This window comes from Nonomuraea sp. NPDC005983 (assembly GCF_040614375.1).
In the GTDB taxonomy this organism is placed as follows: domain Bacteria; phylum Actinomycetota; class Actinomycetes; order Streptosporangiales; family Streptosporangiaceae; genus Nonomuraea.
This window is the reverse complement of record NZ_JBEXUP010000001.1, coordinates 260,319-273,278: the sequence shown is the minus strand read 5'-3', so window position 1 is coordinate 273,278 and position 12,960 is coordinate 260,319. Positions and strand designations below refer to the sequence as shown.

The window sequence follows — 12,960 nt, the reverse complement described above, 5'->3', positions numbered from 1 at the left end:
GCCCCCCCCCCCGGCCTGGCGGGCGCCCCCCGCGGCCAGAGCCGCGGGCGCCGACCACGCCGCCACCTTTCTCAGGCGCAGGAGAGGCTGCCCGGCCACGGTGATGACGGCCGAGACGGTGAAGAGGATGCCGGCGTCCGCGGCCTCCAGGCCGCGCCGCGGCAGGGAGAGCGGGAGCGCGACCATGATCCCCATGTAGACAAGCGCGAACAGCGTGCCGCAGGCGAGCATGGCGATCAGCGCGGGGTCCCTCCAGGGCGAGGTCGAGGCGGACGCCGGGGCCTGCGCGCGCCGGGCTCCGGGTCGGTCCGCCGGCAGGACGACGCGCATGACGATCGCACACGCCAGGCATGTCAGCGCGTCGACGACGAACAGCCAGCGAAGGTCCCACCGCCCCACGCCGGCCGCGATCAGCCCGGCCCCCATGCCCGCCGCGGCCAGGGCGGCGTTGAGCAGGCTGTAGGCACGTGTCCGCGCGGAGGGGCCGACGGCGTCCGCGATCATCGCCTGGCTCGGCGGCTCGTACAGCTCGAAGGCCAGCCCGAGCAGGACCGCGAACACCGCGACCACGGCCAGCGACCCGGAGGCCGCGATGCCTAGCTGCGCGACGGCGCAGCCGGAGAGCCCGAGCACGATCGTGCGGCGCCGGCCCAGCCGGTCGGCGAGATGGCCGCCGAAGAGGCGTGAGGGGATCGTCGCGAGCCCGAACGCGGACGAGACGAGCCCGGCCGTGGTCGCGCTCACGCCGAACTCGGCGGTGATCAGGACGGTGAGGAACGACAGGGAGAACGCCCCGAGCCGGTTGACTGCCCGTGCCACGATGAGCAGCCGGACGCTGCGCGGCAGCGGCTCGGCGTGCGCGAGTACCTGCATCCACACCTCCTGTAACTGACAAAACCTCTAACGTCAGTCACACACCTTACATCGAACGCGGACTGAAGCCGTTCGCTGCGGAGCGTCCCGTCCGGGCCGGGGAGCAGGCCGTGGAACTCCGACATGTCATGACGGAACATCAGCCAGAGACGCGCCAGCGTGGCCTGGTCACCTTGCTGCGCGCACATGTGACCAAGGACACTTTTCGCCCTCCCCGGACGGGTTCCGAGGGCACTCTCAGCTGCCCGCAGCGGCCCCTCGGAGGCGGCCTGCCGAGCGCGGACCGCACGCCTGATGGGAGTGTGCCAATGGTGTCACGCGTACCCCTCCACGGCCCTCTCCGCCCTCACCAGAGGGACCAAAAAATGGCCTCTGACCAGCACTGATGCGGCGGTCACTCAATAAGATCAGAGACGCCGACCATCTCTTGGGGAGACCGCGTGAACCGAACCATCCGCACCATGGATGACGTCATGGACCTGCTCGATCGGCTGTTCGCATCAGACGCGGACCGATGGACGGGAAACGCGTCGCCCTGGTGGGACCACTTCTACGCCGACCGCTCAAAACCGGTCCCCTTCTTCGCGAGCAAGCCGGACGAGAGCCTCGTGTCCTACCTCGAGCGGGGGATGCTCGAACCGGGACGCGCTCTCGATCTGGGCTGCGGACCCGGCCGCAACGCCATCCACCTGGCCTCGCTCGGCTTCGAGGTCGACGCCGTCGACCTCTCCCCCACGGCTGTCGCCTGGGCCGAGGAGCGCGCCCGGGAGGCGGGCGCCGACGTCCGCTTCCACTGCGGCGACGCCTTCACCGCCGACCTCCAGCCCGGCCGGTACGACCTGGTCTACGACTCCGGCTGCCTGCACCACCTGCCGCCGCACCGCAGGGTGAGCTACCTGAACCTGCTGGACCGGCTGCTGGCCCCCGGCGGCCACCTCGCTCTGACCTGCTTCGCCGCCGGGGCCATGGGCTCCGAACTACGCGACGAGGAGTTCTACCGGGAAGGCCACCTGCAGGGCGGCCTGGCGTACACCTTCGACGAACTGCGCTGGATCTTCTCCGGCTACACGGAGGTCGAGCTGCACCAGATGGAGGAGCAGCCGCCCGACGCCCCCGTCTTCGGTGTCCCCTTCCTCCTGACTGCCCTGTTCCGCCGCCCGGAGCCACGCGACAGGCTCACCGTGGATCTCGACTGCTCGCAGAGCATCGGGGAAGCTCAGCCCTAAGTTCCTCGCTCAGGCAGTAGACCCCGTACCCGCTGACCGAACTGCTGCTGGAGCCGCTCACCCACACCTGAGCGTGCCACGGAGGACCTGGTACGCGCCGGGGTGCGGCGCGGCCACGCGCCGCACCCCCAGTGCCTGCCCCCAGCAGGCTAGGCGCGGCCCCCGTCGGTGATGGACACGATCGAAGCGGTCTGGAACTTCTTGTGGCCCTTCCCGTCGGACCCCACGACCGCCGTGTAGTTCTTGGTGGTCCAGCCAAGGCTGTACTTGATGTTCAGCTTGCGCTTGTTCCGGCACCGGTTGTGCCAGTACACCGTCACCGAGGTGTTGCCGTCCCCCCAGGACCAGGCGAAGCAGCCGTTGACACCACGGTGGACGTCCGCCGACGCCGGAGCTGCGCCAACGCCGACTCCGAGACTGGCGGCGGCGAAGGACGCGGCGGCAACGACAGCGACTCGGGTGCGCAGGCTCGGCCTACGAGAGCTGGTGGACATGCAAATCTCCCTCTCTGCAGTGGTCTGGGGCCACGAGTGCCCGGGCCACGGCGATGTGTTCGTCAGGGGGGCATCCGCCACGATGCCACCAGCAGGGCGGGCCACCCAGCGCTCTCCGTCCAAGGTTGGTCCGCTGGACGTTGGACAAATCAGCCCTGAGCGTCGACCTGGGGCGATCTGAACTGATCGTCGATCTGTGTCGTCGGATAGTTTGGAGGCGCTTGACAGCTGCAGAGGCGCCAACAGGGTTGCGGCGAACGGAGGAAGTGGGGCCAAGATGCAGGCTCAGGATCGTGCGAAGCGTCGGGGACGTCAGCCGGTACGGCCCGATCCGGAGTCGGGCGCGGTGGGGGCCTTCGCCGACCGGCTCCTGAGACTGAAAGAGGAAGCGGGCGATCCCTCGTACGCCGAGATGTCGTCCCGACTCGGCGCGGCGGCCTCGAAGTCGTCGCTGGCCAGCGCCGCCCAGGGGCGAAAGCTGCCGAGTTGGGAGACGACGTGGGAGTTCGTACGTGTCCTCGCGGTTAGCCGGCTGGGGCATGATCTCGAAGAGACCGAACGCGAGTGGCGAGAGCTCTGGGAACGTGCCAAGGCGGTCCCTGACAGCGCGAGCGATGACGCGGCGGCCATCACGTCCGGCGACCAGCCCGCACCGGCGCCGCCGGCCACCACAGCCGACCCTTCGCCCAAACCTGCGCGGTGGAACCGCGCCCTCGTAGGAGGCTTGGCCGCGGCCGCGATCCTCATGGTCGGATCGACGTCCTTCTATCTGACGACGAACACGGGCCAGGCTGATCCCCCAGCAGCGCCGACAGCGAGCACGCCAGCCAGGGACGACTCCGAATTCGTGGGCGACGTGACGTACCCGGACGGCTCGGAAGTGCGGCAGGGCCTGCCGTTCACGAAGGTGTGGAGGATTCGCAACACCGGGACGACGTCCTGGGAGGGCAGGCATCTGGCGCGCATCAACACCGGGCCATGCCGATCACCCAAGACGGTGGCGATACCGCCGACAGCGCCCGGCCGGACCGCGGACATCGCCGTGGAGGTGCAGGCTCCGAACAAGCCAGGGAAGTGCCGCATCTACTGGAAGATGACCGATGCGCAGGGCCAGGAACTGTTCCCGCACAAGCGCCCGGTGTTCCTGGACGTTCGAGTAGGCGCACCCTGACCTACGGGTTCATTTGCGAGGGCCACCTCAGCGTCCTGCCCGAGGCAGAGCAGTTGTCCGTCAGGACGGGAAGAGGCTGATCATGCTCCGTGAGGCCGCATCCAGCAACGCCCGTTGACCGGTCTCAGGCGCCGCCTGACACCGACCCCTGGAGGGCGGGTCATGACGCGTGGGGTCCCGCTCCTGCCCGCCATGGCCTGGTCGCTGACGCGACTGCGGGCAGGAGAGGAGGTACGACCGGCCGACGCGCTCCGCCGCGGCATCGCCGCCCCCGCCTCGGGCCTGATGCCGGCCGGGATCACCGTGGGCACCGAGATACGCCGCCGCAGGCCCCGGGGCTGCGGCGACGTACCACGATCAGCCGGTGTAGGCCGGGTTGATGACGACGGGCTGCTTCTGCGACGGGCTGACCGTGGGGCGGTGGTCGGCCGGTACCGGGGAGGGCGAGGGGCCGGGCCGCTTGGGGTCGGCCAGGGCTGATCCCGAGAGGGCCGCGAGGCCCGCGGTCAGGGCCAGGGCGGCGGTGATGCCGATGAGGGTGGCTTTGGTCTTCATATGGGGTCCCCTGTTCATTTCGAGGTGGGCTTCAGCCCTTGACGACGACCGGGGTTCCGATCGCCAGGTTCTTCGCCATCCAGGTGATGTCGGCGTTGCTGATGCGAACGCAGCCGTGGCTGGCACGCGTGCCGATGGCGGAAGGCTTGTTCGTCCCGTGGATCGCCAGCTGGCCGGGGCCGCCGGCGAAGCTCTTCAGTACCGGCGAGAAGCCGCTCAACCCGAAGGCGTAGGCGCCGTAGGCTCCGGCCGCGTCGGCGGGTTTCACCAGTTCGGTGAAGAAGAAGCGGCCTGGAGGCGTGGGCGTCCCTGCTTCGCCCGTCGCGACCTTTCCGGTCCTGACGGGCCGGTCGCCGTCGTAGACCGTGAACCTGAACGCCCCGCGATCGATCTCCACCCGGTGGGAGGTCTCCGCGAGCACCACGTCGGCGGTCTTGATCCAGCCCTTGCTGCCGTTCGGGCGGATCGGCAGCAGCACCTGCAACCACTCGCCCTCGTCACGTTCCACCAGGAAGACGCGGGTCGCGCCGTAGCCGTTGGGGCTCGTGATCGTCCTCTGCGACTGCCCCTCCTTGCTCCGGTAGACGGTGATCCGGGATCCCTTGACGGTCGCGATCTTCGATGTGGCGCTGCTCGCGGGCTCGGATCGCGCACCACTGCTGGCAGGCTCATCCCGTACGGCACTGCGCGCGCTCCCCGCACACCCCGTCAGCAGGAAAGCGACGGAGACCGCAGCAGCCGTACGAAGCAGGTTGGTTCTCACCCGCCGCAGCCTGGCGACAGAATGTGTGAAACCTGTTAGCTCGTCATGCAGATCCCTTATGCACCCATGACGTGGACATAGCCTCAGGCCATGTGCGCGTACGTGCTGGTCGCCGAGGACGACCCCAAGCAGGCCGAGCTGCTCAGGCGGTATCTGGAGCGGGAGGGCCACGAGGTCCTCGTCGTGCACGACGGGCGTTCCGCGATCGACGAGGCGCGGCGGGTGGATCCCGACCTCGTGGTGCTCGACGTGATGATGCCGAAGGTCGACGGGCTGGACGTCTGCCGCGTGCTGCGCGCCGAGTCCGATCTGCCGATCCTCATGCTGACCGCCAGGTCCACCGAGGATGACCTGCTGCTGGGGCTCGACCTCGGCGCTGACGACTATGTGGCCAAGCCGTACAGTCCGCGCGAGCTGATGGCCCGCGTGCGGACGCTGCTGCGCCGTACCGGCAAGTCCCAGGACGCCGACCGGCAGCTGTTCCAGGCGGGCGATCTCGTCGTGGACCCGGTCAGGCACACCGTCACCGCGGCGGACAGGCTGGTGGAGTGCACACTGGCGGAGTTCCGGATCATCGAGACGCTGGCCGCAGAGCCGGAGCGGGTGTTCACCAGGAAGCAGTTGCTGGAGCGCATCCACGGCTTCGACCGGTTCATCACAGAACGCACGGTCGACGTGCACGTGATGAACCTGCGCAAGAAGATCGAGCCCGATCCGCGCCGCCCGGTCCGGCTGCTGACCGTGTACGGCGTCGGCTACAAACTGACCCACGCATGAGGTCGCTGTTCGTCAGGTTGCTCACGAGTTCGGCCGTCGTGGCGGTCTGCTCGATCACGGCGACGGCGTGGCTGGCTGCCAGCAGCACCTCCGGCGCCATCCAGCGCGAGCAGGGTCAGACGCTGGCCAGCGACGCCCAGATCAACAACAGCCTGCTCGGCTACGCCTCCCGCCATCCGAACTGGTCGGGCGTCGCCGCCACCGTGCGCGATCTCGCCGCCCGGAACAGCCGCCGCATCGCGCTGACCACCGAGAATGGCACCCTCATCGCGGACTCGGCGGTCGCAGGGACCCAACTGCCCGCCAGGGTGTCGGCCGTGGTCGACCCGCTGGCCGTGGACGTGTCCCTGGTGCCGGGGGCGGCCAGGGACCGGATTGATCCGCGCGCGGTGGGTCCATTCCTGCTGTCCGGCCGCGATCGCGCGCGGCTGACGAAGGCCGCCAACACCTACGCCGCCTGCGCCGGTCGTACCGGGCAGTCCGTACAGGTGACCGTCTCGAACACCGGCCGGCCTGTCGTGACGACGACCAACAGGGAGGCGAGCAAGGAGGCGAGCCAGGAGCCGCGCCCGGTGCCCGTGGTGATAGGCCCCTGCGACGCCACCAGCTTCAGCACGCCGACGCGCACCGAGAAGGCCGCGCTGAAACAGCTCAACCTCCTGGTCAGCAGGTGCCTCAAGGGCAAGAGCGCGGAGAAGGGTTCGGTCGGCCTCGACTTCACCTGGGTGTCCAAGGAGAAGCAGCCTGCCGGCGCCGAGCCCGATCAGACGATCTCGTCCTGCATCGTCAGCGCCCGCAAGGAACAGCTCGACTCCTATGTCGCCCCGGCGGCTTATCTGTACATCGGTTCCCCCACCGAGGGGACCGCCCAGCGCATCCCGCTGCCCTCGATCGCAGGTGCCGCTCTGCTTGTGCTCGTGCTGACCGTGGGCGTGAGCGTCATGGCGGCCAGGCACCTGGTCAAGCCCGTCAACGCGCTCACGCACGCCACTCGACGGATGCGGGACGGGGACGGCTCCGCCCGCGTCGCGGTCAGGACCACCCGCGAAATCAGCGAGCTCGCCACGGCGTTCAACGAGATGTCGGAGCACCTCCAGCGCATGGAGGAGCAGCGCAAGGCCATGGTCAGCGACGTCTCCCACGAGCTGCGCACACCGCTGAGCAACCTCAGGGGCTGGCTGGAGGCCGCCCAGGACGGCGTCGCCGAGTTGGACCCCGCGCTGATCGCCTCGCTGGTCGAGGAGATCCTGCTGCTGCAGCACATCGTCGACGACCTTCAGGAGCTCGCCCTCGCCGACGCGGGCAAGCTCCGTCTGCACGTCGAACCCGTCGACCTCGGCGACCTTCTCGACCAGGTGACCACCGCTCACCGAGGCCGGGCCGAAGCCGCAGGGCTCACGCTGACCACCGCGATCATCGATGACCCCTCGCTGACCGCGGATCCAGTACGGCTCCGCCAGGCCATCGGCAACCTGGTCACCAACTCCCTGCGCTACACGCCACGCGGCGGGCACATCACGCTGGGCGCCCGTCAGGAGGGCAACCAGGTCGTCATCGAGGTGACCGACACGGGGATCGGGATCCGCGCCGAGGACCTCCCTCACGTCTTCGACCGGTTCTGGCGGGCCGAGAAGTCCCGCAACCGGCGGACCGGCGGCAGCGGGCTCGGGCTCGCCATCGTGCGCAACCTGGCCGAGGCGCACGGCGGCACAGCCACGGTCACCAGCGTGCCAGGTGTCCGCACGACGTTCACTCTGCGTCTTCCGTCGTAGCGGGGCGCAAGATGATCGAGGGCCGGGGTCGGGATGTCGCCGTGGCTCTACGCTTCGCCGGACGTCAAGCCGACCGGGCAGGCGACCCCCGTGCCGCCGAACAGATCGAGGGTTCGAAGACCTCCCCCATGCAGCGGACCTCTACCGGCGCGGATCGCGTCCTTCCAAGGACTGCGAGTTGGTCGGCAAGCCGCTCAACCTCAAGGATGACGGTCGGCGGGAGCCCAGCAATGACATGCTCGGCGTCGGGGTTGTACTCCCAGGTCCAGGCGTCACTCGCCGACGGCCTCTCGGCGCGCGGATGTCGTGATCTCGGTGATTTCGGCCAAGGCCGCACCCAGCTTGACTCTGTCGGTGGCCGCAGCGACTTCTGCCTCCAACGCCTGCAGGCGGGCCGCTCGGGCAGGATGGCGCTGAATCGCTACAAACTCGCCCCATTGCTGCAAGAAGTTCTGCAGAGGCGCGACGGTGCTCTGCCGCGCCGCCTGCTCTGTCGCCTGGTCGAGATGCTCAACAAACTGGCCGAGGTAGGCCGGAGCGATCTGAGCAACTGCCGCCCGGAGAGCAGCGGTGGTCCGTGGCGGGCGAGGATCAGTGCCTCGCCGTCCTGATGCGGGGGGACATCGTTGACCTCCAAGCTGTACGCCTCCACGCTACCGACTCCACTACACCCTTTCCCTCCTAGAATCGCAGGTCGAAGGCCCGATGTAGGTGGCCGAAGCCCTTGAGTTGCTGAGGGCAGATGCCCGGATCGCGTAAACGTCAGGATAGACCTCCGCCGGATGACGGGTCCGGCCTTCCGGTTCGACTCAGGCGTCAAGACCGTGCCGCCGGACGATCGGCACACAGCGCCATTCCTTCGGCCGGGTCGACCAAGCACAAGAAGACGGAAGACGAGAGTTCGGCGAGACCGAGAGCGGAGGTATAAGTATCGATCTTGCTAACGCTGTTGCTAACAACGTCCCCGGACCTCGGTGTACGCCCCTGGAAGATGACCGGACGTCAGGCCCACCGGACAGGCAACGCCTGTGCCACCGATCCCGCAGTACCCATTGGGAACTTTGTGAAGATACTGCTGACGGTAGCGCTTCGCTCCAGGCAATAGATGTGCAACCTAATGGACCTTCGATCGGTACTCAGCCCACAAGTCGACGGCCTCTTGGAGATCAAGAGCAGCAACGTCCTCGCGGGCCATCCCGACTGTGTAGATCAACCGATCTGCGAGCCAATCCGGAACCGGTTCTCTAGGGGGTGCCTTCTCCACCCGAATGTGATCGGCCAGCGCGCCAAGGCGCTCGATCACCTGGCCGAGCTGGACGATCTCGGGACGGCTAGCACCCGCCTCGCGAACCCTCGCTGTCGCCTCCGCGTACACTTCCGCGTCGGCCCGCTCGCCCACAGCCCACACCTCGCAGATCTCCACCGACTTGTCCTCGGTGATGCAGTAGACGACACGCCAAGTGTTGCGACCGACCACCAGCTTCCGGAATCCGGTCAGTTCCCCGCCGAGCGGGTAACCAGCCTCAGGGTTGTCCAGTAGGAGAAGAATCTTCTTGAGCACCTTGGGCACCGCGTCTGGGCCGATGCGTCGGAGGTCATCGACCGCTGGCGCCGTGAAGACGACGTCGGACACGTTTACTCGTCGTCCGGGATGGCGGCCAGCGATTCGCGAGTATGCCCGAAAGCGGCCAGCACCTCATCGAGCGAGACACGCTCACCCGTGTCCGTGACCGACCGGGCAAGCACAAGCGCCAGATCACGCAGATCAGCCGCCGCTTCCTCCAACTCATTGAGCCGGCGAATGCTTACCACGGCCGCCACCGGCTGATGTCGACGGGTGACCACCAGATCGGCCCCCTGCTCCGCATCAGCCACCAGGCGGGCAACCCCCCGCTGGGCCGCCTCTGTGACGCTCAGCTCAGTCGCGTCGTGCAGAACAGTCATACATAAACTGTACATCTTTCTGCACAGAACCGCGATCCTCGGAGCGGTGAGCCGTCTTTCAGCTCGGGCACGCTCATGCTGCCCGGTTTACTACTCCGAGTAGCAGACGTGGGACGTCTCGACCAGGTGGCCCATCCGAGCCAAGTCCTCAGCGGCGAGGTCGATCAGTGTCAGACCCGACCCGAAGGACTGAAGGAACGCCGCCTCCGCCTTGCTGCCCTGTCTCCTCTCGACAAGCTGACACACCTCGGTGACCACGGTGGGCGGGACGAGCAGCGGACCAGGATGGGTCCGCAAGAGTCTCACGCAGACCATGATGGTTGTCGCGGCCGTTAACCGCAGCGACCAACGACCCGGAGTCAAGGACGATCACAGGGAGTGATTGTCCTCCGACCGGAGGATTTCCTCGGCACGTTCCGCGAAGTCCGGCTCCGCCTCCAACATCCCGATGAACGGCAGCTCACGAACCGCTTCCGGCTCCTCGAGCTGGTCACGGACCAGACGGAGCAGAGGGGCGACTTTCTCCTCTGGTAGCCGGTCCACCAAGTGATGGAGTTCCTCGCGCATCACGCTCATACACCGAGGCTAGAAGACACGTATTCCAAGCGCAGTTCCCATGCGCAAGCACGCGGGCGGTCAGGCCTCTGCCTGAGCTCCTCACGCCTCACCGGATGTCAGTCCCGCAGGGCACGCGACGGCGCCCGAGGCAGAAGCAGATCACGGTGTCCAGGCCGGATCCCGACCGATGACGCCGAGCAGGCGGTCGAACGGCGGGGCATCGTCCAGCACCGTCACTGCCGGCCCGAACACGCCGCGCTGCCTGCCCGTCTCCACCATCTGCTCAGTGAAGTGCAGCGCCCGCGAGACGGCCTCAGGGTCCGGCTCGTACTCCTCACCGGTGGCTCTGGCCAGGTCCCAGCCGTGCACGATCATGTCGACGAGGTACATGTGGGCCAGCGCGGTCATCGGCAGGCCCATGGCGGGGCTGGTCCCCTCCCATGCCTCGGGCCGCGACCAGGCGGCCAGCGTGCGCTTTGCTCGCTCGGGAAAGTCGCCCCTGTAAGGCCCCTGCACGACGCTCGGCCCCGTGCGCCCCAGCGACTCGAACATCTCCGCCACCCACTCGAGGTGGTTGATCAAGTCCTTGACGTCGAACTTCTCGCATGGCGTCGAGAACCCGAACTGCTCTTGCCGCACCGCCCGCACCAATCCCACGGTCTGTTCGGTAGCGCGCGTCATCATTGGCACCATGTCTTCCACGGCAGCCAGCGTGCCTCGTCCGCCCGAGGCACGGCTTGTAGAAACGCGACAGCGTGGCTGGGTCAACCCGTACGCAGGGCTCAACGCCTTCGATTTCGTCCGGCAGGCGCCATCGCCCGAGATCGCGGCGTACGTGGATCACTTCTGGGTCGTCACATGGGCCGACCTCGCCGAGCCGTACGAACAGCGCATCGTCTCGCACCCCACCGTGAACATGGCGATCGCCCAGGACTTCCATCGGATCGCGGGAGTGATCAAGGGCGGGTTCTCCTACACGATGCGGGGCAGCGGCCGCGTGCTCGGCACGCGCTTCCGCCCCGGCGGCTTCCGGCCGTTCCTCAACGGTCCGGTGTCCCTCCTGACCGGCCGCTTCCTGGAGATCAGCGAGATGTACGCCGCAGCGGGCGCGACCATGGTCGAGCACGTCCTGGCTGAGCCCGACGCCCGGGCCGCTGTCGCGCTCATCGAGACGTTCCTGCTGAGTCTGGGGCCGGATCGGGATCCGCTGGTGGACGAAGTCGCGGCACTGGTGGCGATGGTGGAGGGCGACGTCTCCGTGACCAGGGTCGACGAGCTGGCCGCCAGATCGGGGCGGTCGGTGCGCACGCTGCAGCGCCTGTTCCGGGACTACGTCGGTATCGGCCCTAAGTGGGTGATCCGGCGCTTCCGGCTGCACGAGGCCGCGGAGCGGGTCTACCAGGGCCTCGACCTCGCCACACTGGCCGCCGAGCTCGGCTACACCGACCAGGCCCACCTGACCCGCGACTTCACCGCCGCGGTCGGCATGCCACCCGCGGCCTACGCCCGGTTCAGCAGCCAGGTCTGATCCCGACGAGGGAATGTACTGGTGGCGCACAGGCTGGAACCCGCACAGGCAGCGGGCGATCTACGCATGGCACACCGCCGGAGAAACGGACCAGCCGCAAGGCTGAAACCGCGCTTCGGTCCGACCCCACAGCTTGACCTTCCGCTTTCAGGGGGAGCAATCCACCCTGCCCCCCGTCCATCCCGAGGCAGTGGTGCTGTTCAGATGTCGACGCGCGCTCATGGTGGCCGACGTTGTCGTCAGCGTTGTCAAGTGCTCTCGATCGGATCGGAGGCCTGCCCGCCATTCTCCTCGTGCGAGGCCTCGTGTTGTGAGACCGGCACCACGATCTGTTCGGTGTCCTTGTTACGAGTCACCCAGAGATAGACCAGCGCGGCGATGAACAGCACAATCGAGGTCCACTGGTTGATCCGCAGCCCCAGGAGCGTCACCGCGTGGTCCACCCCGCCGACCGGGTCGATCCGCAGCCCCTCGATCCAGAACCGCCCGAATGTGTAGCCGGCGACGTAGAGGGCGAACAGGCGGCCGTGGCGCAGCGTAAACCGCCTGCCGGCCAGGATCAGTCCGAACCCGAGGGCCGCGTCCCACAGCGACTCATAGAGGAACGTCGGGTGGTAGAGCACGCCTGGTTCGCCGCCATGGGTCTGGTCGATCTCCAGGCCCCAGGGCAACGTGGTTGGACTGCCGTACAGCTCCTGGTTGAACCAGTTGCCCCAGCGGGCGATCGCCTGCCCGAACGCGATGCCGGGCGCGACCGTGTCGGCCATGGCGCCCAGAGACAGCCCCCGGCGGCGGCAGGCCAGCCACACGCCCACGCCTCCCAGGGCGACCGCGCCCCAGATGCTGAGCCCGCCTTCCCAGATGAAGAGCGCCTGGTAGGGCTCCTTGATCGCACGCGGGCCGAAGTAGGTCTGCCAGTCGGTGATGACGTGGTAGAGGCGAGCGCCGATCAGGCCGAAGATCACTGCGGGGACGGCGATGTCGCTGATCGCGCCCTTCTCGCCGCCGCGGGCGCGCCCGCGGCGCTCGCTCAGCCAGACGCCGAAGCCGATCGCAAGGATGAAGCACAATGCATAGGCCCGGATCGGGATGATTCCGATATACCAGACCCCTTCGGAAGGGCTGGGAATCGAGGCAAGGGGCATGCCAGTGAGGCTAGTCAACGTGAGGCCACTTGGCCGCCTTCGCGACCTGATCGCAAACCTTCTGCGACGTGACGCGGCGTAGACGAACCGGTGCAACGTTCGACGGCGGCCTTGGTACGGTCCTCGGCCATGCTGGGCTTGCTACCAGAAACGC

At 67.9% G+C, this 12,960-nt stretch carries 15 protein-coding genes and 1 pseudogene; 5 read left to right on the top strand and 11 right to left on the bottom strand.

Translation table 11 applies throughout. The features are described from left to right. A partial coding sequence (locus tag ABZ297_RS01370; protein ID WP_355337484.1) for an MFS transporter occupies positions 1-873 on the bottom strand: 873 nt, incomplete at its 3' end. Positions 874-1,313: 440 nt separating this feature from the next. Between ABZ297_RS01370 and ABZ297_RS01365 the strand changes: the two genes are divergently transcribed. Continuing rightward, positions 1,314-2,099 carry a class I SAM-dependent methyltransferase gene (locus tag ABZ297_RS01365; protein ID WP_355337481.1) on the top strand — a complete coding sequence of 262 codons (786 nt, stop codon included), beginning with the start codon at positions 1,314-1,316 and terminating at the stop codon, positions 2,097-2,099. Between the two features lie 149 nt (positions 2,100-2,248). Here the strand turns inward: ABZ297_RS01365 and ABZ297_RS01360 are convergent, their stop codons facing one another. Continuing rightward, the gene (locus tag ABZ297_RS01360) at positions 2,249-2,593 is read right to left on the bottom strand and encodes a hypothetical protein (protein ID WP_355337478.1); all 345 of its coding nucleotides are present in this window, start codon (positions 2,591-2,593) and stop codon (positions 2,249-2,251) included. Positions 2,594-2,939: 346 nt separating this feature from the next. On the opposite strand from ABZ297_RS01360, the gene ABZ297_RS01355 reads away from it, so the two are divergent. Then, positions 2,940-3,764, top strand: coding sequence for an NBR1-Ig-like domain-containing protein (locus tag ABZ297_RS01355; protein WP_355337475.1), 825 nt, complete (start codon positions 2,940-2,942; stop codon positions 3,762-3,764). Positions 3,765-4,121: 357 nt separating this feature from the next. Here ABZ297_RS01355 and ABZ297_RS01350 read toward each other — a convergent pair whose 3' ends face one another. Further along, positions 4,122-4,319, bottom strand: a complete 198-nt coding sequence (locus tag ABZ297_RS01350; protein ID WP_355337472.1) for a hypothetical protein — start codon at positions 4,317-4,319, stop codon at positions 4,122-4,124. A 31-nt stretch (positions 4,320-4,350) separates the two neighbouring features. After that, positions 4,351-5,082 carry a L,D-transpeptidase gene (locus ABZ297_RS01345; protein ID WP_355337469.1) on the bottom strand — a complete coding sequence of 244 codons (732 nt, stop codon included), beginning with the start codon at positions 5,080-5,082 and terminating at the stop codon, positions 4,351-4,353. A 90-nt stretch (positions 5,083-5,172) separates the two neighbouring features. On the opposite strand from ABZ297_RS01345, the gene ABZ297_RS01340 reads away from it, so the two are divergent. Together ABZ297_RS01340 and ABZ297_RS01335 are read left to right on the top strand one after the other, a co-directional pair. Continuing rightward, a complete protein-coding gene (locus ABZ297_RS01340) occupies positions 5,173-5,859 on the top strand; it encodes a response regulator transcription factor (protein ID WP_355337466.1) in 687 nt (228 codons plus the stop codon). Beyond that, a complete protein-coding gene (locus ABZ297_RS01335) occupies positions 5,856-7,631 on the top strand; it encodes an ATP-binding protein (protein ID WP_355337463.1) in 1,776 nt (591 codons plus the stop codon). The genes ABZ297_RS01340 and ABZ297_RS01335 overlap by 4 nt, the downstream gene beginning before the upstream one ends. Positions 7,632-7,903: 272 nt before the next feature. Here the strand turns inward: ABZ297_RS01335 and ABZ297_RS01330 are convergent. The 6 genes and pseudogenes from ABZ297_RS01330 to ABZ297_RS01305 form a co-directional block, all read right to left on the bottom strand. Then, positions 7,904-8,209 (bottom strand): annotated as a pseudogene (locus ABZ297_RS01330) (hypothetical protein); the annotation flags it as partial. Between the two features lie 536 nt (positions 8,210-8,745). Further along, a complete protein-coding gene (locus ABZ297_RS01325; RefSeq protein WP_355337460.1) occupies positions 8,746-9,264 on the bottom strand; it encodes a type II toxin-antitoxin system RelE/ParE family toxin in 519 nt (172 codons plus the stop codon). A gap of 2 nt (positions 9,265-9,266) precedes the next feature. Then, positions 9,267-9,575 (bottom strand): type II toxin-antitoxin system prevent-host-death family antitoxin, encoded by a 309-nt coding sequence (locus ABZ297_RS01320; protein ID WP_349458270.1) that lies wholly within the window; start codon positions 9,573-9,575, stop codon positions 9,267-9,269. A 90-nt stretch (positions 9,576-9,665) separates the two neighbouring features. Continuing rightward, positions 9,666-9,881, bottom strand: a complete 216-nt coding sequence (locus ABZ297_RS01315) for a hypothetical protein (RefSeq protein WP_355337457.1) — start codon at positions 9,879-9,881, stop codon at positions 9,666-9,668. Between the two features lie 63 nt (positions 9,882-9,944). After that, positions 9,945-10,151 (bottom strand): hypothetical protein, encoded by a 207-nt coding sequence (locus ABZ297_RS01310; RefSeq protein ID WP_355337454.1) that lies wholly within the window; start codon positions 10,149-10,151, stop codon positions 9,945-9,947. A gap of 141 nt (positions 10,152-10,292) precedes the next feature. Continuing rightward, positions 10,293-10,814: a TIGR03086 family metal-binding protein gene (locus ABZ297_RS01305; RefSeq protein ID WP_355337451.1), complete on the bottom strand. Its 522-nt coding sequence runs from the start codon at positions 10,812-10,814 to the stop codon at positions 10,293-10,295. 10 nt (positions 10,815-10,824) lie between these two features. Here ABZ297_RS01305 and ABZ297_RS01300 point away from each other — a divergent pair, with 10 nt between their 5' ends. Next, the gene (locus tag ABZ297_RS01300) at positions 10,825-11,661 is read left to right on the top strand and encodes a helix-turn-helix domain-containing protein (RefSeq protein ID WP_355337448.1); all 837 of its coding nucleotides are present in this window, start codon (positions 10,825-10,827) and stop codon (positions 11,659-11,661) included. Positions 11,662-11,909: 248 nt separating this feature from the next. Here ABZ297_RS01300 and lgt read toward each other — a convergent pair whose 3' ends face one another. Further along, entirely contained in the window at positions 11,910-12,806 is an 897-nt protein-coding gene (gene lgt / locus ABZ297_RS01295) for a prolipoprotein diacylglyceryl transferase (protein WP_355337512.1), read from the bottom strand. Positions 12,807-12,960 lie beyond the last annotated feature (154 nt).